General features: G+C 65.6%; 27 protein-coding genes and 1 other RNA gene. 15 read left to right on the forward strand and 13 right to left on the reverse strand.

Going from position 1 to position 23,679, the window contains the following annotated elements; translation table 11 throughout:
- Positions 1–10: 10 nt before the first annotated feature.
- From FHS47_RS10655 to FHS47_RS10685, 7 genes are all read left to right on the forward strand, one after another.
- Positions 11–535, forward strand: coding sequence for a CYTH domain-containing protein (locus FHS47_RS10655; RefSeq protein ID WP_167026751.1), 525 nt, complete (start codon positions 11–13; stop codon positions 533–535).
- Positions 529–1,530, forward strand: coding sequence for a beta-N-acetylhexosaminidase (nagZ, locus tag FHS47_RS10660; protein WP_167026754.1), 1,002 nt, complete (start codon positions 529–531; stop codon positions 1,528–1,530). The genes FHS47_RS10655 and nagZ overlap by 7 nt, the downstream gene beginning before the upstream one ends.
- 7 nt (positions 1,531–1,537) lie before the next feature.
- Positions 1,538–2,083 carry a hypoxanthine-guanine phosphoribosyltransferase gene (locus tag FHS47_RS10665; RefSeq protein WP_167026757.1) on the forward strand — a complete coding sequence of 182 codons (546 nt, stop codon included), beginning with the start codon at positions 1,538–1,540 and terminating at the stop codon, positions 2,081–2,083.
- A 4-nt stretch (positions 2,084–2,087) separates the two neighbouring features.
- On the forward strand, positions 2,088–2,834 hold the full coding sequence (locus tag FHS47_RS10670) for an S-methyl-5'-thioinosine phosphorylase (RefSeq protein WP_167026760.1): 747 nt from the start codon (positions 2,088–2,090) through the stop codon (positions 2,832–2,834).
- Between the two features lie 137 nt (positions 2,835–2,971).
- On the forward strand, positions 2,972–3,178 hold the full coding sequence (locus FHS47_RS10675; RefSeq protein WP_090053863.1) for a cold-shock protein: 207 nt from the start codon (positions 2,972–2,974) through the stop codon (positions 3,176–3,178).
- A 141-nt stretch (positions 3,179–3,319) separates the two neighbouring features.
- Positions 3,320–3,703: a VOC family protein gene (locus tag FHS47_RS10680; RefSeq protein WP_167026763.1), complete on the forward strand. Its 384-nt coding sequence runs from the start codon at positions 3,320–3,322 to the stop codon at positions 3,701–3,703.
- A 115-nt stretch (positions 3,704–3,818) separates the two neighbouring features.
- Positions 3,819–4,277, forward strand: coding sequence for a hemerythrin domain-containing protein (locus FHS47_RS10685; protein ID WP_167026766.1), 459 nt, complete (start codon positions 3,819–3,821; stop codon positions 4,275–4,277).
- Between the two features lie 24 nt (positions 4,278–4,301).
- On the opposite strand, the gene FHS47_RS10690 is transcribed toward FHS47_RS10685, so the two are convergent.
- The 3 genes from FHS47_RS10690 to FHS47_RS10700 are packed head-to-tail and all read right to left on the reverse strand — an operon-like array spanning position 4,302 to position 8,364.
- The gene (locus tag FHS47_RS10690) at positions 4,302–5,612 is read right to left on the reverse strand and encodes a c-type cytochrome (RefSeq protein ID WP_167026769.1); all 1,311 of its coding nucleotides are present in this window, start codon (positions 5,610–5,612) and stop codon (positions 4,302–4,304) included.
- Positions 5,609–7,873, reverse strand: a complete 2,265-nt coding sequence (locus FHS47_RS10695; RefSeq protein ID WP_167026772.1) for a molybdopterin cofactor-binding domain-containing protein — start codon at positions 7,871–7,873, stop codon at positions 5,609–5,611. The genes FHS47_RS10690 and FHS47_RS10695 overlap by 4 nt, the downstream gene beginning before the upstream one ends.
- The gene (locus tag FHS47_RS10700) at positions 7,870–8,364 is read right to left on the reverse strand and encodes a (2Fe-2S)-binding protein (RefSeq protein WP_167026775.1); all 495 of its coding nucleotides are present in this window, start codon (positions 8,362–8,364) and stop codon (positions 7,870–7,872) included. The genes FHS47_RS10695 and FHS47_RS10700 overlap by 4 nt, the downstream gene beginning before the upstream one ends.
- Before the next feature lie 260 nt (positions 8,365–8,624).
- Here FHS47_RS10700 and poxB point away from each other — a divergent pair, with 260 nt between their 5' ends.
- Positions 8,625–10,346: a ubiquinone-dependent pyruvate dehydrogenase gene (gene poxB, locus FHS47_RS10705; protein ID WP_167026778.1), complete on the forward strand. Its 1,722-nt coding sequence runs from the start codon at positions 8,625–8,627 to the stop codon at positions 10,344–10,346.
- A 14-nt stretch (positions 10,347–10,360) separates the two neighbouring features.
- Here poxB and FHS47_RS10710 read toward each other — a convergent pair whose 3' ends face one another.
- From FHS47_RS10710 to FHS47_RS10725, 4 genes are all read right to left on the reverse strand, one after another.
- Entirely contained in the window at positions 10,361–10,960 is a 600-nt protein-coding gene (locus tag FHS47_RS10710; protein ID WP_167026781.1) for a DUF1772 domain-containing protein, read from the reverse strand.
- 61 nt (positions 10,961–11,021) lie between these two features.
- Positions 11,022–11,378, reverse strand: a complete 357-nt coding sequence (locus tag FHS47_RS10715) for a hypothetical protein (RefSeq protein WP_167026784.1) — start codon at positions 11,376–11,378, stop codon at positions 11,022–11,024.
- A 99-nt stretch (positions 11,379–11,477) separates the two neighbouring features.
- Entirely contained in the window at positions 11,478–12,116 is a 639-nt protein-coding gene (locus tag FHS47_RS10720; RefSeq protein WP_167026787.1) for a hypothetical protein, read from the reverse strand.
- Positions 12,103–12,633, reverse strand: a complete 531-nt coding sequence (locus FHS47_RS10725; RefSeq protein ID WP_167026790.1) for a sigma-70 family RNA polymerase sigma factor — start codon at positions 12,631–12,633, stop codon at positions 12,103–12,105. The genes FHS47_RS10720 and FHS47_RS10725 overlap by 14 nt, the downstream gene beginning before the upstream one ends.
- Positions 12,634–12,758: 125 nt before the next feature.
- Here FHS47_RS10725 and FHS47_RS10730 point away from each other — a divergent pair, with 125 nt between their 5' ends.
- A complete protein-coding gene (locus FHS47_RS10730) occupies positions 12,759–13,292 on the forward strand; it encodes a dihydrofolate reductase family protein (protein ID WP_167026793.1) in 534 nt (177 codons plus the stop codon).
- 114 nt (positions 13,293–13,406) lie between these two features.
- On the opposite strand, the gene FHS47_RS10735 is transcribed toward FHS47_RS10730, so the two are convergent.
- From FHS47_RS10735 to smpB, 3 genes are all read right to left on the reverse strand, one after another.
- Complete coding sequence (locus FHS47_RS10735) at positions 13,407–14,213, reverse strand: hypothetical protein (protein WP_167026796.1); 807 nt, start codon at positions 14,211–14,213, stop codon at positions 13,407–13,409.
- Positions 14,214–14,433: 220 nt separating this feature from the next.
- Positions 14,434–14,826: a transfer-messenger RNA gene (gene ssrA, locus FHS47_RS10740) on the reverse strand.
- An 82-nt stretch (positions 14,827–14,908) separates the two neighbouring features.
- On the reverse strand, positions 14,909–15,409 hold the full coding sequence (gene smpB / locus FHS47_RS10745; protein ID WP_167026799.1) for an SsrA-binding protein SmpB: 501 nt from the start codon (positions 15,407–15,409) through the stop codon (positions 14,909–14,911).
- A gap of 77 nt (positions 15,410–15,486) precedes the next feature.
- On the opposite strand from smpB, the gene FHS47_RS10750 reads away from it, so the two are divergent.
- Both FHS47_RS10750 and FHS47_RS10755 read left to right on the forward strand, forming a co-directional pair.
- Positions 15,487–15,915, forward strand: a complete 429-nt coding sequence (locus tag FHS47_RS10750; protein WP_167026802.1) for a type II toxin-antitoxin system RatA family toxin — start codon at positions 15,487–15,489, stop codon at positions 15,913–15,915.
- Positions 15,908–16,186: an RnfH family protein gene (locus tag FHS47_RS10755; protein ID WP_208381907.1), complete on the forward strand. Its 279-nt coding sequence runs from the start codon at positions 15,908–15,910 to the stop codon at positions 16,184–16,186. Before FHS47_RS10750 ends, FHS47_RS10755 begins: the two co-directional genes overlap by 8 nt.
- 10 nt (positions 16,187–16,196) lie before the next feature.
- Here FHS47_RS10755 and bamE read toward each other — a convergent pair whose 3' ends face one another.
- Positions 16,197–16,676, reverse strand: coding sequence for an outer membrane protein assembly factor BamE (bamE, locus tag FHS47_RS10760; RefSeq protein ID WP_167026805.1), 480 nt, complete (start codon positions 16,674–16,676; stop codon positions 16,197–16,199).
- A gap of 72 nt (positions 16,677–16,748) precedes the next feature.
- On the opposite strand from bamE, the gene fur reads away from it, so the two are divergent.
- Positions 16,749–17,162 carry a ferric iron uptake transcriptional regulator gene (gene fur, locus FHS47_RS10765; RefSeq protein ID WP_029213983.1) on the forward strand — a complete coding sequence of 138 codons (414 nt, stop codon included), beginning with the start codon at positions 16,749–16,751 and terminating at the stop codon, positions 17,160–17,162.
- Between the two features lie 362 nt (positions 17,163–17,524).
- Here fur and FHS47_RS10770 read toward each other — a convergent pair whose 3' ends face one another.
- The gene (locus FHS47_RS10770) at positions 17,525–19,144 is read right to left on the reverse strand and encodes an MASE1 domain-containing protein (RefSeq protein WP_167026808.1); all 1,620 of its coding nucleotides are present in this window, start codon (positions 19,142–19,144) and stop codon (positions 17,525–17,527) included.
- 87 nt (positions 19,145–19,231) lie between these two features.
- Between FHS47_RS10770 and FHS47_RS10775 the strand changes: the two genes are divergently transcribed.
- On the forward strand, positions 19,232–19,861 hold the full coding sequence (locus FHS47_RS10775) for a response regulator transcription factor (protein ID WP_167026811.1): 630 nt from the start codon (positions 19,232–19,234) through the stop codon (positions 19,859–19,861).
- Between the two features lie 210 nt (positions 19,862–20,071).
- On the opposite strand, the gene recN is transcribed toward FHS47_RS10775, so the two are convergent.
- Positions 20,072–21,742 carry a DNA repair protein RecN gene (gene recN / locus FHS47_RS10780; protein WP_167026813.1) on the reverse strand — a complete coding sequence of 557 codons (1,671 nt, stop codon included), beginning with the start codon at positions 21,740–21,742 and terminating at the stop codon, positions 20,072–20,074.
- 130 nt (positions 21,743–21,872) lie between these two features.
- Between recN and hrcA the strand changes: the two genes are divergently transcribed.
- On the forward strand, positions 21,873–22,934 hold the full coding sequence (gene hrcA / locus FHS47_RS10785; RefSeq protein ID WP_167026816.1) for a heat-inducible transcriptional repressor HrcA: 1,062 nt from the start codon (positions 21,873–21,875) through the stop codon (positions 22,932–22,934).
- A gap of 87 nt (positions 22,935–23,021) precedes the next feature.
- On the forward strand, positions 23,022–23,558 hold the full coding sequence (grpE, locus tag FHS47_RS10790; protein ID WP_167026819.1) for a nucleotide exchange factor GrpE: 537 nt from the start codon (positions 23,022–23,024) through the stop codon (positions 23,556–23,558).
- Positions 23,559–23,679 lie beyond the last annotated feature (121 nt).

The raw sequence follows: 23,679 nt of genomic DNA on the forward strand, positions 1-23,679 counted from the left end.
CGGGAAGCTCATGGGCGTCGAAATCGAACGCAAGTTCCTCCTCGCCGGCGACGGCTGGCGCGGCCTCGTGGAGCGCAGCGAGCGGATGGCGCAGGGATACCTGGTGAGCGGTGCCGCGATCGCCGCCGGCCATGCGAAGTGCTCCGTTCGCGTGCGCCTGTCGGGCAACAAGGGCTGGCTCAACATCAAGTCCGCCACGCTGGGCATCGAGCGTCACGAGTTCGAATACCCGATCCCGTACGCGGATGCGGAGCACCTGCTGCATGAACTGTCCGACGGCGTGCTGGAGAAGATCCGTCACCACGTCATGCTCGACGGTGCCCACTTCGAGATCGACGAATTCCTTGGCGACAACGCCGGGCTGATCGTCGCCGAGGTGGAGCTTCCGTCCGCGGATGCACCGTATCCGAAGCCTTCATGGCTGGGCATCGAGGTGAGCGAGCAATCGCGCTACTACAACGTGAACCTCGTGGACCGCCCATTCGCGCAATGGTCGGCCGCGGAACGGGAAGGGAAGGGAGGCACCGCATGCTGATCGTCGGCCTTGCCGGCACGGAACTGGCCACGCACGAACGCGCGTGGCTTACCGCGCCGGGTGTATCGGGCGTGATTCTTTTTTCCCGCAATTTCGCCTCCCGGCAGCAGGTGGCGGCGCTGATCGAATCGGTGCGCGATGTCGCCGGCGAAGACTTCCTGGTGTGCGTCGATCAGGAAGGCGGACGCGTGCAGCGATTCCGCGAAGGCTTCACCCGGTTGCCGCCCGTGGCGGCCATTGGTCGGCTCTACGACACCGATCCGGTGGACGCGGTGAACCGCGCGGAAGAACATGCCTGGATCATGGCGAGCGAAATGCGCGCCATCGGCGTGGATTTCAGCTTCGCACCCGTGGCGGACCTCGACCGTGGCAGCCGGGCGATCGGCAACCGCGCCTTCCATGCCGATCCGGCAGCGGCCGCCGAACTGGTGCAGGCGTACGTCCGTGGCATGCACCTGGGCGGCATGGCCGCCGTGTTGAAACACTTCCCCGGACACGGATCGGTGCTCGAAGACACGCACACGTCGTCCGCGGTCGACCCGCGGAGCAAGGACGAGATCTTCCGCAACGACCTGCTGCCTTTCCTGGCCGGCATGGAGGCGCATGCCGAGGCCGTCATGGCCGCGCACGTCACGTATCCAGCCGTCGACGATCGTCCCGCCGGCTATTCGCGCATCTGGATCGAAGACATCCTGCGCGGCGAATTGGGCTTCCGCGGCTGCGTGTTCGGCGACGACATCAGCATGGCCGCGGCAGGTAGCGTCGGCGGCATTGCCGAGCGCGCCGCCGCCCACCTCGATGCCGGTTGCGATCTGGTGCTCGCCTGTTTTCCCGACGTCGTTCCCGAGGCGATCGCGGCGGTCGAGGGCCGCCGTTCGTCGCCGCCCGAGCGCATCGCGCCGTTGCGCGGCGCGATCGGCTCCACCTGGGAAGGACTTTCCGACAACCCCCAGCGCGAGCGTTTCATCGCGCGCGTGACTGCCCTGGAGCCTTGAGCTACCCATGACATCCGTCCCGTACGAAGAAGCGCTGGCCAGCGCGGACCTCCTGTTCGGCCGCGAGCAGTTGGATATCGAGATCGCGCGCATGGGCCGCGAGATCGACCACACGCTTGCCGGCGAACGTCCCGTCTTCCTCACCGTGATGCACGGTGCCTTGCTCTTTGCCGGGCAGCTCGCCCTGTCGATTCGCACCGACCTCGAGTTCGACTACGCCCACGCCACCCGTTATCGCGGCCAGACCAGCGGCAGCGACCTGCATTGGCTCCGCCGCCCGGAGGTGCCGTTGCAGGGCCGTACCGTGCTCCTGGTGGACGATATCCTCGACGAGGGGCACACCCTGAAGGCCGTGCGCGATGCCTGCCTCGACATGGGCGCCGACCGGGTGCTCCTGGCGGTGCTCTGCACAAAGGTGCACGGCCGCCGTGCGCATGGCATCTCGGCGGACTTCAACGGTGTGGACGTGCCGGACCGCTACGTGTTCGGTTACGGCATGGACTACAACGAGCATGCCCGCAACCTGCCCGGCATCTACGCGCTGAAGGACTGACCCGATGAGCATCGACCTCGCCGTCATCGGCGGCAGCGGCCTTTACGCGTTCGAAGGGCTCGAAGACAGCGAGCGCCATACCGTCGAGACGCCGTTCGGCGCCGCCTCGGGCGATGTCGTCACGGGCCGCTTCAGGGGCAAGCGGATCGCGTTCCTTGCCCGCCACGGCGAAAGCCATACCGTGCCGCCGCACCGGGTGAACTACCGGGCCAATCTTTGGGCGCTTCATTCGCTGGGCGCACGCCGGGTGGTGGCGGTCAATGCCGTGGGCGGCATCCGCGACGACATGGGGCCGCGCACGCTGGTGGTCCCTGATCAGATCGTCGATTACACCCACGGCCGCTACACCAGTTTCAACGATGTAGAGGGCGCCGAAGTGCGGCACATCGATTTCAGCGAGCCCTACACGGAGAGCCTGCGCCAGGCGATCCTGGCTGCCGCCAGGGCGGAAGGCCTGGCCATTGTCGACGGCGGCGTCCATGGCGTGACCCAAGGGCCCCGGCTGGAGACCCGTGCCGAAATTGCACGTATGAAGCGCGACGGATGCGACCTGGTCGGCATGACCGGCATGCCGGAAGCGGTGCTGGCCCGCGAGTTGGACCTGGAGTTCGCGTGCCTCGCGCTGGTGGCCAATTTCGCGGCCGGCGCCGGGGACGAGGCTGAGATAAGCATCGAGGAAATCTTTGCCCACCTCGCCGCGGCGACCGCGAACGTGCCCCCGATCCTGGGTCGGTTATTGGCGACGGATTGATATCGGAAAGAATCCCAGTTGCGCTTTGCCTGGAAACATGATGATACTTCCGCTGCGCCGCGGGGGCAGGCCAAGGGGATCCATGGGGAACGCCTCGCCATCCGGGTGCTTCCAGTCCATGTCCAGAGGTTTCCGCAATGCGTTTCGGTACGGTCAAGTGGTTCAACGACGCCAAGGGTTTCGGTTTCATCGCGCCCGAGGACGGTGGGGAGGACGTGTTCGTCCACTTTTCTGCGATCAATTCCAAGGGGTTCCGTAGTCTCCAGGAAGGCCAGCGTGTGAAGTTCGAAGTGACCCAGGGCCCGAAGGGTGCCCAGGCGTCGGGCGTTGAAGTCGCCGCCTGATCGCTTCCACGTTTTGCCGGTTACAAGAAAACCCCGCGCATTCGCGCGGGGTTTTTTTTGGAATCGTTCTTATTGACCGTTACCGGGCGGAGTTCGATAGTCCTCCCGCCGCGCATTCGCGCGAGGCCACGGGAGAATCGAATGAAGCGAGTTACCGGCATTGGCGGGATCTTCTTCAAGGCGAAGGACCCAGCCGCCTTGCGCGCCTGGTACCAACGCCATCTCGGCATCGACGTGCAGGAATGGGGCGGCGCCATGTTCCCCTGGACCGACGAACACGGTAACCCCACGAAGGGTATGACCGTCTGGTCGATCGGCGCGGAAGGCGGCGAACAGTTTCCGGCCGGCGCGTCTCCCTTCATGATCAACTACCGCGTGGAAAACCTCGACGAGCTGCTGAAGACATTGCGCGAGGAAGGCTGCAACGTGCTCGAAAAGGCGCCCGATTCGGGCTACGGGCAGTTCGGTTGGGTAATCGATCCCGAAGGGAACAAGCTGGAACTCTGGCAGCCGCCCGAGGAGTGACGGTATCGGTTGTGCGTCGTCAAAACCGCGATGCAAAACTCACGCAATGCGCTCGCGGGAAATTCACGGCCGGCAGTGAAAGGTAAGGCACCCAGCCCACTGCCAGGACACGCCGATGGATGCCATCAAGCTGCTCAAGACCGACCACAAGCTCGTGAAGCAACTGCTCTCTGAACTTGCCGAGACCAGCGAGCGCGCGACGAAGAAGCGCGCCTCCCTGCTGCACGAGATTCAGGTGAACCTCAAGGCCCACACCACGATCGAGGAAGAGATCTTCTATCCCGCCTTCAAGGAAGCAGGACGCAAGGCCGAAGCGAAGATGTATTTCGAGGCCCTGGAAGAACACCGCGCCGCCGAAGACCTCGTGCTTCCCGACCTGCTGGGCACCGATCCTTCCAGCGTGGAATTCTCGGGCAGGGCGAAGGTGCTCAAGGAACTGATCGAGCACCACGCGGACGAGGAAGAAAAGGAAATGTTCAAGGATGCGAAGGAACTGCTCTCCAGGGAAGAGCTGGCCGAACTCGGTGCCCGCATGGAAGAGCGCAAGGCCGAGGTGATCGCGTCCTTCGGTTGATGTCCCCCGGATGAAACGGCGCGCTCACTGTGCGCGCCGTTTCGCCACCTCGGCCGGTGTCACCGTACCGGCCTTGCCACCGAAGTGATGCACCACGTAGTTGGCGAGCGCGGCCACCTCCGCATCGTTGAACGTCTGGGCGAAAGCGGGCATGTAGACGTCCTGGTCGCGCACACGCATCGACACGCCCTGGAGGATGATGCCGACCACGTTGGCACCGGACGGATCGTTCACGGCGCGCGTGCCGGCAAGGCCCGCCTGGGGTGTCTGGCGGCCTGGCCCGTTCCACTGGTGGCAGCTTGCGCATGCGCCTGCGAAGAGCTGCCTTCCCATGTCGCCCGCGGACGGGTCGGCGCCCGGCAGCAGCTCGTTCGAAGCGCTGAGGCCCCGGGCGCCGGCATCGACGACGACGGGGTCCTTTCCTTCCTTGGCGGGGACGGTCCGTAGCCAGGTGACGAGTGCGGAGACATCGGACGAGTCCAGGTACTGGAGGCTGTGGTCGACCGCCTCTCCCATGGGGCCACCGGCCGAACCCCGGCCGTCCGCATGGCCCGTCGACAGGTACTGCTCGAGCGCCGCATCCGGCCAGGCGCCGATGCCGTGCGTGGCGTCGGAGGTGATGTTCCAGGCGCGCCACCCGTTCACCGTTTCGCCGGCCAGCAGCGATCCCTTGCTCATCGCAAAGCCGATGTTGCGCGGCGTGTGGCATTCGCCGCAGTGGGCGAGGGCGCCGGCGAGGTACGCACCCCTGTTCCACGCTTCGGAGCGGTTGGCGTCGGGCTCGAAGCGGTGGCTGCGGAAGAAAGCCGCGTTCCAGAACCCCATGGCCCAGCGCTGGTTGAAGGGAAAGCCGATGTCGTTCTCGCGATTCGGCTGCCGGACCTTGGGCAGGGTGAAAAGGTAGGCCTTGATGGCGAGAACGTCCGCACGGCTCAGCTCGGTGTACGACGTGTACGGAAAGGCCGGGTAGAGGTGCTTGCCGTCCCTGCGGATGCCCTCGCGCACCGCACGCACGAACTCCTCGTCGGTGTAGCGGCCGATGCCGGTGTCCGGGTCGGGCGTGATGTTGGACGAGTAGATCGTGCCGAAGGGCAGCTTGAAAGCCAACCCGCCCGCGAAGGGTTTACCGCCCGGCGTCACATGGCAGGCGATGCAATCGGCCGCGCGCGTCAGGTATTCGCCGCGCGCGATGGGATCGCTGGACGGCGGTGCGCCCGTGAGGGACGGAGCCTTTCCGTCGGCGGGATCGGTGCGGTTGAGCCAGGCATAAGCGCCGGCGCCGATCACCAGCACGACGGGCAGGGCGATGAGCACTCGTTTCCATCGCTTCTTCATGCCAGATCCTCCACGCCGGAGCCGGTGGACACCACCTTGTCTTCCGCTTCCTTCGATGCGACCAGCGAAGTGCGCGTCACCGGCAGCTCACGCAGGCGGATGCCCGTCGCGGCGAAAATGGCGTTCGCCAGCGCGGGGGCGGCAATGGCGGTACCCACCTCGCCGATGCCGCCGGGTGCCTCGTCGCTGTCGACCATGTGAACCTCCACCGCGGGCGCCTCGTTGATGCGCAGGATCCGGTAATCGTGGAAGTTGCTTTGCTGGATGGCACCGTGTTCGATGGTGATGCCGCTGAACATGGCCGCGCTGAGACCGAAGAGGACACCGCCTTCGATCTGCGCCTTCACCGAACTCGGGTTGATGGTGATGCCGTTGTCGATCGCGGCCACCGCCCGGCGCAGGCGGACCACGCCCTGCGGCGTCACTTCCACTTCCACTGCAAGACACACGTGGCTGCCGAAGGGCGAGCCCACTGCGATGCCGCGACCCACGCGCGGCGGGAGGGGCGTACCCCATTGAATGTGTTCGGCCGCCAGGTCGAGAACCCGCCGCGGGCGCGAGCCGGGCTTCATTATGGACTGCCTGTAGGCCACGGGATCCTTGCCGGCCGCATGGGCCAGTTCGTCGACGAAACTCTCGACGACGAAGAGGTTGTGCGTCGGCCCGACCCCTCGCCACCAGCCGACCACGAGCCCCGGTGGCATGTCGTGGCGTACCCATTCCACCTGGGCATTGTCGAGGTCATAGGGCAGGTCGGCCGCGGATTCGATGGCATCGCTGTCCATGCCGTCCTTGCCCATGGCACCGGGCGCCCAACGGCCGAGCACGGTACCGCTGGTGATGCGATGGTGCCAGGCGGCAGGCTTGCCGTCGGCACCCAGCGTGGCGGCGATGCGGTCGAAATAGAGCGGCCGCACGCGATCGTGACGGATGTCTTCCTCGCGGCTCCAGATCACCTTCAGCGGATAGGCGACCTGTTTCGCGAAGGCGACGGCCTGTTCGACCTGATCCGTTTCCAGACGGCGGCCGAAGCCGCCACCGAGATACTGGTTGTGGAAGGTGACACCATCCGCGGGGATGCCGCAGATCCGCGCGGCTTCGGCCACACAACGGGTGGGCACCTGCGAGCCTGTCCAGATTTCGCATTTGCCCGGCGTGACGTGCACCGTGGCGTTGAGCGGTTCCATGGGCGCATGCGCCAGCATGGGCGAGACGAATTCCGACTCCACCCGTGTGCCCGCGGCCGGCGTGTCGCGCGTGGCCTTGCGCGCTACCAGCGCAGGTCCGGAAGCCGATTTGGCGCGAAGGTCGCGGAGGAGCGAGGCGTTGTCCAGATTTTCGTTGACGCCATGCAGCCACGTGATGTCGAGGGCTAGGAGACCCTGCGAGGCCGCCCAGTAATGCTCGCCGACGACCGCCACCGCGTCGTCCAACCGGATGACATCCACGACACCGGGTATCGCACGCGCCTTCCGCTCGTCGACGTCGCCGAGCCGTCCGGCAAGTTCGGGCGATGTGCGCACGACGGCCACCTTCATGCCAGGTACGCGCACGTCGATGCCGAACTGTGTGCTGCCGTTGACCTTGTCCGGAGAATCGACCCGGCGGATCGGTTTGCCGATGAGCGTGTAGTCCGCACGTGCCTTCAGCGTCACTTTCTCCGGCTGCGACAGTTTCCCTGCCGCTTCCGCCACCGCGCCGAACGGCAGGGTGCGGCCCGAGGGGGTGTGTGTGATGACGCCGCGGGCCACGGTGCAGTCGCCGGCTTCCACCTTCCAGCGAAGGGACGCGGCACGGACGAGCATCTCGCGCGCCACCGCGCCCGCTTCCCGAAGCACCTGCCACTGGCTGCGAGTGCTCGTCGATCCGCCGGTGGCCTGGATCCCGCCCAGGAGCACCACGCCGTAGAGTTCATCGCTCGGCGGCGAGTGTTCGATCGAGATCTGGTCCAGGCCGACGCCGAGTTCCTCGGCGAGCATCATGCAGATGCCCGTATAGATCGCCTGGCCCATTTCCACCGAGGGCATGACGAGCCGCACGGGCCCACTGCCGTCGATGCGCACGAAGGCATTGGGAGCGAAGGGTGGATTGCCGTCGGCCGCGGCGGCGCTGGCATCCGATGCCTGTCGCCGCGCGCTCATGTTAGCCAGGGCGGGACCCATGCCGGCACTCCAGAGGAAGGCCACGGCAAGGCCGCCGCCGGTCAACTTCAGGGCGGCGCGGCGGCCTGCGTCTACCGGTTCCCGGTCGCGCGCGCTCATGGCCGTTCTCCGTCCACGATGACCTGCAACCCGAGCGGGCGCCCGCTCGCGGCCTGGTGGATACCTTCGCGGATGCGCACGTAGGTGCCGCAGCGGCAGATGTTGCCGCTCATCGCCGCGTCGATGTCGGCATCGGTGGGCTGGGGCGTCTGGGCGAGCAGGGCGGCAGCCGACATGATCTGCCCCGACTGGCAGTAGCCGCACTGGACGACGTCGAGTGCGAGCCATGCGTCCTGTACGCGCTTGCCCTCCGGCGTGCCACCGATGGCCTCGATGGTGGTGATCTCGTTCCCGCCGATGACGGAGACCGGCAGCTGGCACGACCGCACCGGCTTTCCGGCCAGGTGCACGGTACACGCGCCGCACTGGGCGATGCCGCAGCCGAACTTGGTGCCGGTCAGCCCGATGACGTCGCGGAGGACCCAGAGGAGGGGCATGTCGGGCGGGACATCGACATCATGGTCCTCCCCATTGATGCGCAGGACGGTCATGGAAGTCTCCTGGTGGATCTGGCTCGATGGATTGGCTGGGTCCCAAGCGCTCGCCATGTCCCTTTCCTGTCCGGCGGCGACGGGCGCTAATGCCTGCATCGTTCGCCATTGTGGGTGGTCGCGGCTTGAACGATCCTGCTGTGTCGATACGGGCTGGGTGGCGGCATGTCCGATTTGCCGTTTCGTGCCATCGACGATCGTGGCGTTCAAGTACAGGCCGCAGGTGCCGGATAGGATGGGGTTTTACACAGGACAAGACGATGAGCAGAACCGCCGCGGATTACCTGGCAGAAACCCTGGCGTCGGCCGGTGTGAAACGGATCTATGGCGTGGTGGGGGATTCCCTCAACGGCTTTACCGACTCGCTGCGGCGCATGGGCACCATCGACTGGGTACACATGCGCCATGAAGAAAGCGCAGCCTTCGCCGCCGGTGCCGAAGCCCACCTCACGGGGAAGCTGGCGGTATGCGCGGGCAGTTGCGGCCCGGGTAACCTCCATCTCATCAACGGGCTGTTCGATGCGCAGCGCAGCCGGGTACCGGTGCTGGCCATCGCCGCGCACATTCCGAGTACGGAAATCGGCATCGACTACTTCCAGGCCACGCACCCGGAACTCCTGTTCAAGGAATGCAGCCACTACGTCGAACTGGTGAACCACGCCGACCATCTGCCCCAGGTGCTCCACCGCGCCATGCGCGAGGCCGTTGCGAAAAAAGGCGTGGCTGTGGTGGTCATGTCGGGCGATATCGCGCTCCAGCACCTTTCCGCATCGGTGCCCCGCTGGCTGGTTCCGTCCGCGCCCATCCTCCGCCCCAACCAGAGCGATCTGCAGGGGATGGCAGACATTCTCAACGAAGGCTCACGCGTCACGCTCTTTTGCGGAGCGGGTTGCGCCGGCGCGCACGCGGAAATCATGGCGCTAGCCGGCAAGCTCAAGGCACCCATCGTTCATTCGCTGCGCGGGAAGGAATACGTCGAATACGACAATCCGCACGATGTCGGCATGACCGGCCTTCTCGGCTTCGCCTCCGGTTACAAGGCCATCAAGGCGTGCGACACCCTGCTGCTTCTCGGTACGGACTTCCCCTATCGGCAGTTCTATCCCGAGAAAGCACGTATCGTGCAAATCGACGTCCGTCCGGAAGCACTCGGCAACCGTTGCGGCCTCGAGCTTGGCGTGATCGGCTCGGTGGACGAAACACTGCGGGCGCTCTTGCCGCTCGTCGAAGACAAGAGCGACACCCGTTACCTCGATGTGGCCACCAAGGATTACCAGCAAGCGCGGGCGGACCTGGATGCACTGGCAGAGAGCCGCCCCGGCGGCAGCATCATTCACCCGCAATACGTGACCCGTGTCGTGAGCGACCTCGCCAAGGACGACGCCGTCTTCTCCTGCGACGTGGGAACGCCGGTCGCCTGGGCGGCTCGCTATCTGCGCATGAACGGTAAACGCCGGCTGCTCGGTTCCTTCAATCACGGATCCATGGCCAACGCCATGCTCCAGGCCATAGGCGCCCAGGCGACATTGGCAGACCGCCAGGTCATCTCGTTCTCGGGCGACGGCGGCTTCACCATGATGATGGGTGAATTCGTTACCCTCATTCAACACAAGCTGCCGGTGAAGGTCATCGTGCTCAACAACGGCACGCTAGGCTTCGTGGAGATGGAGATGAAGGCATCGGGCTTCCTCGATGTCGGCGTCGATCTCAAGAATCCCAACTTCGCCGCGATGGCATCTGCCATGGGCATCAAGGCCGTTCGCGTGGAGAAGCCCGACGAACTCGAGGCAGCGGTGAAAGAGATTCTCGCCCACGATGGCCCGGCACTGCTCGACGTGGTCACGGCACGCCAGGAGCTCGTGATTCCGCCGGTCAAGAATTTCGACGAGTCTTATAAGTTCGGCATGTTCATGCTCAAGGCGGTGCTCGATGGGCGCGCGGCCGAGCTTATCGATCTGGCCAAGGTCAATCTGCTCCGGTAGCGGGGTCGGGATCCTTAGATGCCCATGACGAACCAGAGGACGAACGCGGCTACACCCAGCAGCGCCGCCAGGAGCAAGCCTCGAACCCAGGGTGGGTCGCGTGGCGAAACCTGAGCGGGCCAGGGCAGGGTCAAGGCCCTGAGGGCTGAAGCGAAAGCCGCGGCTGCGCCGGTGACGCGCAGCCAATCGAGCCAGACCCAGCGCTGCGCCATCGCTATCGATTCCGCGTCGGTGATCGTGTCCCTAGGCGAGCCGATGCCGTGGTACCAAAGCGCGGCGTTCATCGGCCAGAAGGCCGTAACCGTCAGGACGAGCAGGGCAAGGATGCCGATGGACGGAACACACAGCAGCCACCGATAACGCCATGGGGTCTTCCACCCTGCAATCAGGGCTCCGAACGAGGCGATCAGCATCAAGGCCGAGAAGGGGATGAAGAACAAGCCCGTGTCGACCGGCCAATGCTTGCCGTACGGCATCATCGCCAGCGACTGCGGAGGATCCGCGCTCCAGGCTCCCGCCAGTACCAGCAGGTCGAAGAGCTTGGCGCCGACCAGCGGGCCGCCGACGAGCACGGCCAGGGTCAGGAATGCCTTCGTGATCGTTTCGCGTCGCATCGTGGCTCCCCTTGTCGATTGGGCCGGAGCAGTGGTCCGTCAGGTGGGGCCGGTCGTAGCGCTACGGCGGCCACTCGCGAAAATTCACACAGACGGTCGTCTTGTCCAGCATCGCGAATTCCCGGGAACCCCACGGCTTGAGCGAAACCGAGCGGGCATTTGGATGCAGGAGATGGGGCACGCGCGCTGACATCTCCCGGTACAGCCCGTCGACGTCGTCGGTGTCGATACTCAACTCGGGTCGGTCTTTCGCCGCGTACTCCGGGCTTTCGACGAGATAGGCTTTCGCGCCGTCGCGGGCAATGACGGCCATGGTGCCGTCCTGGTACAGCACCTCGAAACCGAGGCCGTCCACGAAGAATTCCAGGCCGTCCTGCAGACGGTCGTAGAAGATCTTTGGGATGAGGTTCTTGAGCATGGCGGAGGATTCCATCCTTGATCAGGATTTCGAGCATACAGGCCGGTTCATTCGTGCGGCTAGTTCGGCATCGCTGCCGGTCCTGCCCGCTGTGGGCGATCAGCGATGCGCTGGTTCGCGGTCGCTCTTCCCGCCGTCGATGAAGCAGGCAATCTCGTCGAGGCGCTCGCGGGCCTGACGTACCGCCGCACCTTCGGGTGTTTTCGCCACCCGAGAAACGACCAGGTAGGCCCCCAGGCAGACAACGGCGACGAGCAGGTTCAGCACGATGAACGTGGGATGGGCGTCCACGATATCGACGCCGAGCAACCCGAACGCCCACACGATCATCGGCACCCACATGAAGCAGCCGACCATTCCGAAGAAGCGGCCTTCGTGGATCCGCCAGGCACGCAGAGCGGCCACTCGCTGCTGCAGGGCCAGTACGGGCGCATGCTCGGTGGCGCGCGCCGCCAGCACCAGATTTCGAGCCGCTGCCAGGATCATGGCGATGCCGTAAACGTGCAGCAGCAGTCCGGCCACCAGCATTCCCGGCACCCCGCGGTGTTCGATCCAGAACGATCCGGCAGCTACCGCCAGCATCAGGCCGGATGCGGCCTGGAACGCCTGGCCCCAACGCAATGGCCGCAGCTCGGCACTAACTCCTGCCGCCGCATGCTGCTCCCGCACGACGACATCGAGCGCGGCGACGCGCCGGTCCAGTTCGGCCCAACCGGCCTTGAGATCATCGAGTTCCATGCGCGTGCTCCTTTTCAGAGTGGTTGCCGGCCAGCTGCCGGCGCAGACGTTGCTTCAGGCGCGCGATGCGCGTGCCCACGTTGGTTTCGGAAAGGCCAAGCACGCCGGCGATCTCGGCATACGGCAGCTCGTCCAGGTAGAGCAGGGCCAGGGCTCGTTCCAACGGCGCCAGGCCTTCGATAGCGCGCGCGAGCAGGGCCAGCCGCTCGTCCGGCTCGTGGATCGGCGTGCCTCCGCCCAGCGCATCGAGCAAGTCGACCCCGACCATCGTCGGCTTTTCGCGTTCGCGGCGGGCATGGGAGAGGCCCACGTTCAACGCGACTCGGTACAGCCACGTGCTGAACGGGCGTGTGATGTCATATCGGGCAAAGGAGCGCCAGGCCTGCAGCGCGATCTCCTGCGCCAAGTCACGCCGGTCTTCCGCATTGCGCGCATAAATGCCCGCCACCTTGAATACGATACGGCGGTGTTCGTGGAGCAATGCATCGCAGCGTCGTCGTCGTTCATCGTCGGCCATGGCCCCTCCTCTTTCCCCCATGATTCGTCGGACACGGAAAAAAATCACACTCTCTTCCGAGACCCTGGTGACGGGCATCGTGCCAGTGGCCGGCTATGCTCAAGGTTCACCGAGGAGAGCGACCCATGGCCAGACTCGTTTATGCACTGAACCAGTCCCTGGACGGTTATGTCGAGCACGAGCAGCTAGGGCCACCGGACCCGGCTCTGTTTCGGCACTTCATCGAGGACGTTCGCAGCTTGACCGGCATGCTCTACGGTCGCCGCATGTATGAGGTCATGCGCTACTGGGACGACGACCTTCCGGAGTGGGGCGCGGACGAGCGCGAGTATGCGGCCGCGTGGCGGAGCAAACCGAAATGGGTGGTGTCGCGCTCGTTGGAGGTAGCCGGCCCGAATGCCGGCATCGTTGGCGGCGATGTGGCGTTGGCGGTGCGCCGCCTGAAAGCCGAACACGATGGTGTCATCGAAGTTGCCGGTCCGGAGCTGGCGGGGAGTCTTTCCGATGCCGGGCTGATCGATGAGTATCGGCTTTATATCCATCCGGTGGTGCTTGGACGGGGTAAGCCGTTCTTTTCGGGGGCTGTGCCGCGGCTGCGGTTTGTGGGGAGTGAGTTGATGGGGGGTGATGTGGTGAGGCTGAGCTATGTACCGTCCTGAAAGCGAACGCAGAAAGTGAATTGGTGCCTGGATGCCAGGGCGTGATTTTGTCTGCGTGCGCGCGTGCTTCGCTAGAGATGCCCGATGAGGCATCTGTCGGCAGGAGCAAACTTACTAGGCCTCGTTGGGCCCGTGGTTGGCGCGATGGTATGAAAGCCTGAGGGAGCGTGGATCGAGCAAGGCCGGCAATTTGCTACTTGCTTTCGCTCGACTCCGCACTTCGAGACTCAGAGCAATTTCGATGATCTCGATGCGATAGGCATAGCGCATAGCCTGTACCCGTGATGCCAATAGTCCCGCTATCATTGACAGTAGGCCGGCCCAGAATAAGGTATCGAACATCGGTTCGAGCGCCTCTAGATTAAGACCGGTGACGTGGAGTCCACGAAATGAAGCGTGAAACGATCCCCAAGCGTTGAAGGCCGCATAGAGCAACGCTACAGCTGGAATGACTCCCAGGTCCTTCATCAAGGTGGCGCTACTCCGCTCTCGACGCTTGAGCTGGCGCTTGACCCAGTCCTTTGTATAGATCAATAGGGGCTCTGGACATCCTACCAGCGGCAACGCGTGTGCCTCGTCGCGCTCAATAATTTGATCGGCGGCGCGCCGCCGCCAGTCACGCCGACCGACCCAAAGGAGATAAAAGAGTGTCAATAGCCTCACTGCAAAGCACACGAAGCCGCCCATCAATAGAATGAGCAGCCATTGCTTCGCGTCATTTGTGAGAGGGGCAGGTCGACTCAGTAGTAGTGCTGTGGCGAACACGGTCAGGATGATGGTATAGCCAAGCCACATGGCCCACGCGCCTGCGCGCTCCAGACGCAACTCGGTCGCACCACCGGGCTCGGACCGAGGCCGACAGGTCTGCAGGTAGGCCAATATATCGCGGGCGTCAGAAAAGCGAGGTTCGGCGGTCATCATGCATCTGAGGAGGATGCATTGCAGCGGGCAATGCGGGGTCAACTCATGTCGGCCAATGAACGCAACACTTTAGCGGGAGCGGCGCGATGTCATGCATGTACGGAGCGTCGCCGCGCGCTTGCCCATCCATCTTCCCGCTTGATCGCCCACTGCGTTTCATATCGCCTCGGAGGCAAAACGCAATCGGGCCAATGACTTGGTCATTGGCCCGAGCGTCGATTGGTGGAGGTGGCGGGAGTCGAACCCGCGTCCGAAGGCGTTTAATCCCCGGATCTACATGCTTAGCTCACCGTTGGATCTCGTCCGCCGACAGCACGGCGTGCTAAGCGCACCGGCGGACATGCCTGGTTAGTCTGGCGTCAGACCCACAGACGGAGGGTCTTTCGGCGATCTCGTGATAGTGACCCTACACCGACGAGCACGAGCACAAGATCGGTTCGGGCGGTTGGCCTTTTTTAGGGACCGGACAGCTTAGGCGGCGAGAGCCACCTGGTTGTCACCGTAGTAGTTGTCGTTGGCAACTATGAGTTTTGCTGCTGGATTAACGAGGAAAGCTGCCCCCTCGGCATGCACCAGGCAATCGCACTACCCCCGTCGAAGCCAGAACACCCCCGGGGAAACTGTTGTGAGACTACCGATTCGAAGTATAGGGGCGGGGCAGGGCTGTCACAATGGGCGCCCGGCCCCGCGTTCAGTCAGCCGACGCGATTATGGGCGCGCATCACGCGCTGCTTGTCCACGGCCCATTCGCGCTCCTTGTCGCTCTGGCGCTTGTCGTGCTCCTGTTTGCCCTTCGCCAGGCCGATCTCGCACTTCACCTTGTTGTGCTTCCAGTACAAGGCGGTGGGCACGAGGGTGTAGCCCTTGCGCTCCACGGCACCGATGAGGCGGTCGATCTCCTCCCGGTGCAGCAGCAGCTTCCGCGTGCGCCGGTCGTTCGCCACCACGTGTGTGGAGGCGCTGATCAGCGGCGGAATCTGGGCGCCCACGAGGAACACCTCGCCGTGCTGGATGATGGCGTAGCAGCCTTCGCCGAAGTTGATGCGTCCGGCGCGCAGCGCCTTCAGTTCCCAGCCCTGCAGTTCCATGCCGCATTCGAAGCGCTGGTCGATGTGATATTCGTGGCGCGCGCGCTTGTTCAGCGCGATGGTGCCGCCGCCGTCCTTTTCCGTGTCCTTAGCCTTCGTTTTTGCCATGTCCGTTAAAATCGGTCTATCGGGTCCCTGATACAAGGCCGGCAAGTCCCTTGACCGGCGAATGAGACGAGGTCTTCATGATTGAAATCCGCCGCAGTGCGATCGTGCCGTTCACGCCCGCGCAGATGTTCGACCTGGTCAACGATGTGGAAGCATACCCAAAGCGCTTCGGCTGGTGTGACGCCGCCACGGTGGTGGAGCGCAGCGACGACACCCTGGTGGCCCGGCTGGACCTCCGCTTCGCCGGCATGAAACAGCATTTCACTACCCGAAACACGATGCAGCGGCCGGAACGCCTCACCATGAAGTTCGTGGAGGGGCCGCTCCGTTCGCTGGATGGGGTGTTCACCTTCCAGGCGCTGGGCGACGCCGGCTGCAAGATCTCGTTGGCGCTGGATTTCGACTACGCGGGCCTGGGTGGCAGCGTGCTTAAGATGGGTTTCCAGCAACTGGCCAACCGCATGGTGGACGACTTCTGCGACGAGGCGCGCCGGCAGTATGGCTGACATCGCCGTCGAAGTGGCTTACGCCGGCCCGGAGGGTCAGGTGGTGGTCCCGCTGGCCGTGCCGGTGGGCACGACCGCATGGGGCGCCGTGGAGCGCGCCCGGGCGAGCCTGCCGGCGGGTGTGGTGCCCGATCCGGCCCGCCTGGGTGTGTTCGCGAAAAAAGTGCCCGCCGACCGGGTGCTGGAGGAGGGGGACAGGGTGGAGCTTTACCGCCCGCTGATCCTCGACCCGATGGAGGCCAGGCGGCGCCGCGCGGCCCGCGGCGCCTGAGCGGGGGGGCTTAGCGCTTGCTGGCCGGGCTGTCGTCGGACGAGCCGTGCACGCCCACGCCGAAGCCGCCGTCGTCGTCGTCCTTCTTGCCGCTGGTGTTCTTGTCGCCCTCGGCGTCGCCCGTGGGGTTGGCCTTGTATTTCTTGGAGTCCTTCAGCAGCTGCTCGGCGTCCTGGGCGAAGAAATCGCCTTCGGTGCGCACGAGGGTGTCGTTGTTGAAGGTGAGGGTGAGGGTGCGCCTGGTCATCGGCTTCCCGCGGTGCGAGAAGGTCGAGACGTAGTCCCAGCGATCCTGGTCGAACGGCGAGATGACGGACGGGGTGCCCAGGAGCACGAGCACCTGGCGCTTGGTCATGCCCGGCTGCAACTGGTCGACGTTCTTCTTGTCGAGCAGGTTGCCCTGCTGCACGTCGGGGGTATAGACGAGGCCACAGCCCGCGATGGCAGTTGCCATCATGGCCAAACCCAGCGTGCGGATGAGCTTTTGCATGCGTAGTTACGTCCGGATCGTGAAGCCTGTGATGATACACTAAGCGCCTTACGGCACCGCGAGGGGTCTTACATGGACCAGGAAACCAAAGAGCTCCGCAAGGCGGGCCTGAAAGTCACGCACCCGCGCATGCGGATCCTGCAGATCTTCGAAGAGGCGGACCAGCCCCACCTCACCGCCGAAGACATCTACAAGCGCCTGCTGTCGCACCAGGAAGACATCGGCCTCGCCACGGTGTACCGGGTGCTCACCCAGTTCGAAGCGGCCGGCATCGTCATGAAACACAACTTCGAGGGCGGCCAGGCCGTCTACGAACTCGACCGCGGCAAGCACCACGATCACATGATCGACGTGGACAGCGGAAAGGTCATCGAGTTCATCAGTGAAGAGATCGAGCGGCTCCAGCACGAGATCGCCGACCGGCACGGGTACGTCATCGAGGATCACAGCCTGGTGCTGTATGTGCGGCCAAAGAAGAAGCGCTGAGGCGTCGCGTCGCTTTACTGGATAGGCCCCTTCGGGGGCCTTTTTGTTGGGGAGAGCGTCGCCTTTTCGGGCGGGGAGGCACTGGATTCCTGCCTTCGCAGGAATGACGTGAGGGGCTTCGCAGGGTGACGGGCGCCCAAATAAAAACGCCGCCGGTGGACTCCTGTCCACCGGCGGCTTGATCCGGCGTTTTCATGGCTCGTGGAACGCGAGTTGCTCGCAGGTTCCACGGACCACCATGTCGCACCGGCGAGGCTGACATCCTGTCGCCTCATCGGGCCGATCGTCCCCACGACCGACCCGGGCTCACCGTCTCTCGACGGCGGCTCCCCCACATCGATAATGGGATCGTAACGAACCTTTCACTGGCCGGGTATTGGAAAATTTCCTATGCCAGATCCGGCACTTGTGCTGCGAAGCAGCACACGGAGGTGAAGTCCGACCGGTTCCGGGCGGATGCGAAAGAGGCCGCCGAGGGCCGTGATGCGATCGCTCATTCCCTGCAAGCCCCGCCCGCCGCCGTCGGTACGTGCCGGGCGGGGCTGGGCGGAGAGGCCGGTGCCGTTGTCGCGGATGTCGAGAATGGCGACGGGGCCGCTGTCGCGTACGCCGATGCGCAGGCGAAGGGTCATGCGGCTTGCCCCCGAATGGCGCACCACGTTGGTGGCGCTTTCCTGAACCACGCGGTAGATGGCGGTGAGGGTGTCCTCATCCAGGAGGCGGGGCTCGCCGCGCAGGTCGGTGACGTAGGTGATGCCTGCGGCGGTGAGCATGTCGCGGATGGGGCCTTCGTCCAGGGCGCGCAGCAGCCCGAACTCGTCCAGCACCGAGGGGCGCAGGCTGTCCAGCATCCGGTGCAGCGCCTTGCGCATGTGTCCCAGGATGCCATTGATGGACATGCCGATATCTTCCAGGCCCGCGCTGCCCAGCCGGTTCTGCGCCAGTTTGAGGTGGGTCTGGATGGCGGTGAGGTTCTGGCCCAGCTCGTCGTGCAGTTCGGCCGCCATGTGCCGGCGCAGGCTCTCTTCGGCCTGCAGGTTGCCGCGGGCCGCATCGCGCAGTTGCCGGGCCAGCTGGTCGAGCCGCTGGTTCGCGGCGGCCAGATGGGTGTTTTGCTGGGCCACGCGCTCGCTGCTGCGGCGCAGGGCGTCGGTGGCCGCGCCGAGCATCAGCGTGCCGGTGCCGGCCACGGCCAGGAACAGATGCGCGGCAGCGGTAGGCGCGCCGCGGCCGATCATGTCCTCGGTGACGTTGAGGCCGACGCTGGTGATGAGCATGGCCAGTCCCGCGCCACGCCAGCCATGGCGAAAGGCGAAGAACAGCACCGGCGCCAGCGACAGCACCCGGGCGAACTGCGGCTGCGGCGAATACTCGGCCAGGGTGATCAGAATGGCCAGCGACGGCAGCATCACCAGAAGGCCGTCGAGCAGAAGTTCCGCCATGGACGCCTGCGTGGGCCGTTCGCGGAAGACGAGGACCATCGCCGGCACCATCAGCAGCACGCCGAGGTAGTTGCCGAGCAGGTCGCTGCCGAACGTGGTGCCGAGCATTTCCACCGGGGCGGCGGGATGCATCGAGGCCATCATGGCGGCGTTGCCCGCCGTGGCCACCGTTGCCGTCACCATGGCAGAGAGCAGCAGGCGGGCGACGTCTTCCGGGGTGCTGAGGCTGGCGTGGAGGTGCGCCCGGCGCAGCAGCCAGAGGCATGCCGCCACCATCAGCGGCTCGGGCGCGTCGCCCAGCAGGAAGCCGGCCCCGCCGATCGGCAGCCCGCTGCGCCACTCACAAAAGGCGCTGGCGACGATCTCGGCGCCGAGGATCCACAGCCAGTTGCGGCTGCGCGTGAGCAGCAGCGCGCCGAAGCGCAGGCCGAAGGGAAGAACCCAGTAGGGCTGCTCGGTCGGCCAAAGCATGACCCAGGCGGCAGCGTAGGCCAGGGCGATCAGTGGGCCGGCAAAGCGGGAGAAGCCAGATAAGCGCATGCCGGAATGGTACACGGCGGGTGCGCGCCGTCGCGGGTTTCCGTGCCCCCGTACGCACGCGTCGGGAGAGCCTGCTACATTCAGCCCATGCCAAGAATCGTCCTAGTAGATGACCACGCCATCGTTCGCGAAGGGTTCAAGCGACTCATCGAGCTGGAACCCGACCTGGACGTCGTCGCCGAGGCGCGCAATGCCGACGAGGCGGTGGAAGCGGTTACCCAACATCGTCCCGACCTGGTAGCTGTCGATCTGTCGCTGCCCGACGGCAGCGGGCTGCCGCTGATCGAGCACCTGGCGAGCATCGCGCCGGCCATGAAGATCGTGGTGCTGAGCATGCACGACGGCGAACCCTACGTTTCCGAAGCCCTGCGTCGTGGCGCGCGCGGCTACGTCACCAAGGGCGTGGCGCCGGAGGAACTGGTGGCCGCCGTCCGTTCGGTGCTCGGCGGCGACCAGTACCTGAGTTCGGACCTGCGGGAACGGCGCTCGGGCAGGGCCACGACCGACCTCGACCCGTTCAACCGGCTGACCGCGCGCGAGCGCGAAGTGTTCCTGCTGCTGGCCATAGGCCGCGCGCCGAAACAGGTGGCGGCGGAACTGGGTATCGGGCAGAAGACGATCTACATCCACCGCGCCGCGGTGATGAACAAGCTCAACGCGGGTTCGGAACTCGACCTTTACCGCATGGCCCAGGAGCGCGGGCTGATCCGCAGCTGAGGCGCGGCCTTCCCGGGTGAGCCGCGCTTCTTACGTGGAGGCTTTATGTGGGAGGTCTTGTGTGGGAGCCGGCTGTGCCGGCGATCCCGCGGCAGCGGGCAATCTCGCCGCTAGCACCCATCGCCGCTGAAGCGGCTCCCACACAAAGCGCGGCGGTTTGCGGGGCAACATTGGGATCTGCCACAGGAGATGGCCCCTGCGGAAAGTCGTTCACCCCTGCGCGCGGTCCAGCATCTTCTTCGCGTGGGCGCGCGTTTCCTTCGTGATCTCCACGCCGCCCAGCATGCGGCTGAGTTCGTCTCGGCGGCCGGCGTCGTTCAGCGTGCGGATGCGGGTGCGGGTGGCCTCGCCGTCGCTTTCCTTCGCCACCTGCAGGTGCGAGTGGCCTTGCGCGGCCACCTGCGGCAGGTGCGTGACGCAGAGCACCTGCACGCGCTCGCCGAGGGCGCGCAGCTTCTGGCCGACCACTTCCGCCACGGCGCCGCCGATGCCGGTGTCCACCTCGTCGAAGATCATGCAGCCGATGTTGTCGTTGCCCAGCGTGGCCACTTCGATGGCGAGGCTGATGCGAGCAAGTTCGCCGCCGGAAGCCACCTTTCGCAGCGGTCGCGGCGGTTGTCCGGGATTGGCGCTGACCAGCAGTTCGCAGCGCTCGCGGCCTTGCGGGTCCGGATCGTCGCCTTCGGCGGGCTCCAGCGACACCTCGAGGCGGCCGCCGGCCATGCCGAGTTCGCCCATGAGGGCGGCCACCGACGTGCCGAGCCGGCCGGCGGCCTCGATGCGGGCCTTCGACAGCGCGGCGGCGGCCACGTCGTATTCCTTCCGCAGGCGGTCGCGCTCGCCGGCCAGGCGGTCCAGCGCTTCGCCCGCGCCCTCGAGTTCGGCGAGGCGGCCGCGCACTTCGTCAGCCTTGGCGAACAGGTCCTCGATCGGCAGGCGATAGCGGCGGGACAGGTCGTGCAGGTGGGTGAGGTGCGTGTCCACCTCCGCCAGGCGTTCCGGGTCCAGTTCCACGTCCTGCGCGTAGCGGCCCAGGCCGTCCACCGCTTCGCCCACCTGGATCTGCGCGCTGTCCAGCAGTTCGAGCAGTGGGGCGAGGGTGCCGTCCAGTTCGGACAGGCGCGACAGCTCGGCATGGGCGCGGAGCAGGGCGCGGCCGATGGCGAACTCGCTCTCGCCGTCCAGCATTTCGACGATGCCGTTGGCGCCTTCGGCCAGCCGGCCCGCGTTGGCGAGGCGGCGGTGCTGCGCTTCGAGGTCTTCCAGCGCAGACGGCGCAAGGGCCCAGCGCTCCAGTTCTTCCAGCTCGTGCGCGAGGAGTTCGATCTGCCGTTCGCGATCGTCGCCGCCGGACAGCGCGCGGATGCGCGCCACGGCGTCGCGCCATGCGCGGGCGGTGTCGCGCACCCGGGCCAGCCGTTCCTCGCTGCCGGCATAGGCATCCAGCAAGGCCATCTGGTGCTGGCGGGAAAGCAGGGCCTGGTGTTCATGCTGGCCGTGGATCTCGACGATCAGCGCCGCCAGCGCCGACATCTGGGCCAGGCTGGCGGGGCGTCCGTTGATCCACCCGCGCGAGCTGCCCTCGGTGCGGATCACACGCCGCAGCTGGCAGGTGTCGCCATCGTCCAGTTCCTCCTGGCGCAGCCAGGACAGGGCGTCCGGAAGGCCGGTGAGGTCGAATTCCGCGGCCAGTTCGGCGCGGTCGCTACCGGCGCGAACCATGCCGCTGTCGGCGCGCGCGCCGGCCAGGAGCATGAGGGCATCGACCAGAAGCGACTTGCCGGCGCCGGTTTCGCCGCTGACCACGGTGAGGCCGGGACCGAACGCGACCTCGGCTTCTTCGACGACGGCGAACTGGCGGACGTAGAGCGAGGTGAGCATGGGACCCGGGTCGGCGGATGGAATCGCGCCGATTGTAGCGGCAGCGGCGTCGCAAGGGCCGAGACTTGCAAGCCGGACGGCGAGACCTTATTGATAGCGAACGATCCGGCCCATTCCGACACTCCAGCGCATGAATCCGTTTTCCGGTCACGACATCGATGCTCGCGCGCGCCGGCTGCTGCGGACCCTTATTTCCCAATACCTCTCCGACGGCGAACCGGTGGGCTCGCGCACGCTGGCGAAGTCGTCCGGCCTGGAGGTCAGCCCCGCCACCATCCGCAACATCATGGCCGACCTGGAAGAAGCCGGGCTGGTGGCTTCCCCCCACACGTCGGCGGGCCGCGTGCCCACGCCGCGGGGTTTGCGCCTTTTCGTGGACAGCCTGCTCGAACTGAAGCCGCTGCCGCGCGACGAGATGGCGCGCCTGCAGGGCGGCCTGCCGCCGCACCAGACCACCACGCGCGACCTGCTGGGCAATGTCTCGAACCTGCTTTCGGCCATGACCCGCTTCGCCGGCGTCGTCACCGTGCCGCGCCAGGGCGATTTCCCGCTGCGCCATATCGACTTCGTGTCGCTGCCCGACGCCCGTGTGCTCGTCATCCTGGTGTTCTCCGACAACCAGGTGCAGAACCGGGTGGTGCAGCTGGCTCGCCCGCTCGACGGCAGCGAACTGGAACAGGCGGCCAACTACCTCAACACGCAGTTCGCCGGTCTTCGGCTGGCGGACATCCGCGCCCACCTGGCCTCGGAACTGCGCGAGGCCGGCGGCGAGCTCAACCGCATGCTGGCCAGCGCGGTGGAACTGGCCACGGCTTCGTTCGCCCACGACGAAGACGCCGACGACGTGCTGGTGAGCGGCCAGACCAACCTCATGGGTTACTCCGAGCTGGCCGACATCGACCGGCTCCGCGAGCTGTTCGACGCCTTCCAGCAGAAGCGCGACCTGCTCCAGCTCATGGAAATGTGCGTCCAGGCCCCGGGCGTCCGCCTCTTCATCGGCGAGGAATCCGGCTTCTCGGCCCTGGACGGATGCAGCATCGTCACCGCCACCTACGGCACCGGCGGCCGCATGCTCGGCGCGATCGGAGTTATTGGACCGACGCGTATGGCATATGAGCGGGTGATTCCGGTGGTACAGGCCACTGCCGGATTGCTCAGCGACGCCTTGAATCGCGCCGCGGCGACCTCATAAACCGCCTCGGGAGGCGGGTTTACTATTTCCCGCGAATGTTCGGCCCGCTCCTGGAAGCGGGCCGGTTAGCTGACATTTGGAGCAAGCATGCATAACAACGATCCCCATGTGCCGGATCAGGTGCAGGACGGCGGTGCGGCGGATGGTGGCGTGAACGCCGACCTCGACGCCCTCACCGCAAAGCTCGGCGCCCTGGAATCCGAACTGGCCGGAGCGCGCGAGACGGTCCTGCGCGAGCGGGCGGAGATCGAGAACCAGCGCCGCCGCCTTCAGCGCGACCTCGAGCAGGCGCGCCGTTTTGCGAACGAGAAACTGCTGGGCGACCTGCTTCCGGTCTACGACGGCATCGTGCTCGGCCTCACGAACGACTCCGCGGACGCGAAGACGCTGCGCGAGGGGCTGGAGCTGACCCTGAAGCAGCTGGAGAAGGTCACGCAGTCGAACGGCCTCACCGTCATCGACCCCCTCCACCAGCCGTTCAATCCGGAACACCACCAGGCCATCAGCTCGGTCGAGTCGAACGAGCATCCGCCGGGCACGGTGGTCGCTGTGGTCCAGAAGGGTTTCGTGCTCAACGATCGTCTGCTGCGTCCGGCGCTCGTCGCCGTCGTGCGCGACAACTGAACAAAGCCCCATGCGGCGCGGGTTCGCGCCACATGGGGAGTCTCACCAGGCATTGAATCGATGGGGCCGGTCCCCACTTTCACAAACAGTCGCGGCCGCGGGGGCCGCTTAGAAATACGGA

Source organism: Luteibacter sp. SG786, assembly GCF_011759605.1.
Classification (GTDB): domain Bacteria; phylum Pseudomonadota; class Gammaproteobacteria; order Xanthomonadales; family Rhodanobacteraceae; genus Luteibacter.